This is a genomic window from Neisseria sp. P0021.S006 (assembly GCF_051956895.1).
On record NZ_JBQCWZ010000924.1, the window covers coordinates 1 to 578 of the forward strand.

Genomic DNA, 578 nt, shown 5'->3' on the forward strand with positions numbered 1-578 from the left:
AAAAGGGCGCGTGTGCGGCTTTGTCAATAAGGACCAGCTCGCTGTTGCTCAAATAGCGGTGTAAATATTCGCCCATGCGCGGCGGCGTGATGGCGTCTTTCTGTCCAAACACCAGCAATGACGGCGTTTGAATCAGCGACAACAGCGGACGCGCATCGGCATGGTTGACCGCTTCAAGCGCGGCCTGTAAGGCGGAGGGCGTGCCACAGCGCGCCAAATCGGGCAATACCCGGTTTAAGATTTCGCCTGAATGCGGCGTATGCAGCAGTTGCAGTTGTAGAAACTGTTTAATATGTTTGGCATAATCCTGCTGAAATGCGCCGACCATCTTGCCCAAGGCAGGTTGCGCCAAGCCTTCGGGATAATCCGTGTCGGCAGTCAATCGGGCAAAACTTGCCGTCAGGCAGAGCGATTGGATTTTGTCGGGATAAAGCGCGGTCAGATACAGGGCAACCAGTCCGCCCAGCGACCAGCCGAGAATGTGTGCCGGCGTGTCGATTTGTCCGGCGAAGGCTTCGGCAACGGCGGCAATATCAAACGGCTCGGTAAAAGGCGCATCGCCGTGTCCGGGCAAATCA

1 protein-coding gene is annotated in these 578 nt (G+C 56.6%); it reads right to left on the minus strand.

The window, feature by feature from the left end:
- The coding region (gene bioH, locus ACTHUM_RS17925) for a pimeloyl-ACP methyl ester esterase BioH (RefSeq protein WP_440403680.1) at window positions 1–578 on the minus strand (578 nt) is incomplete at both ends.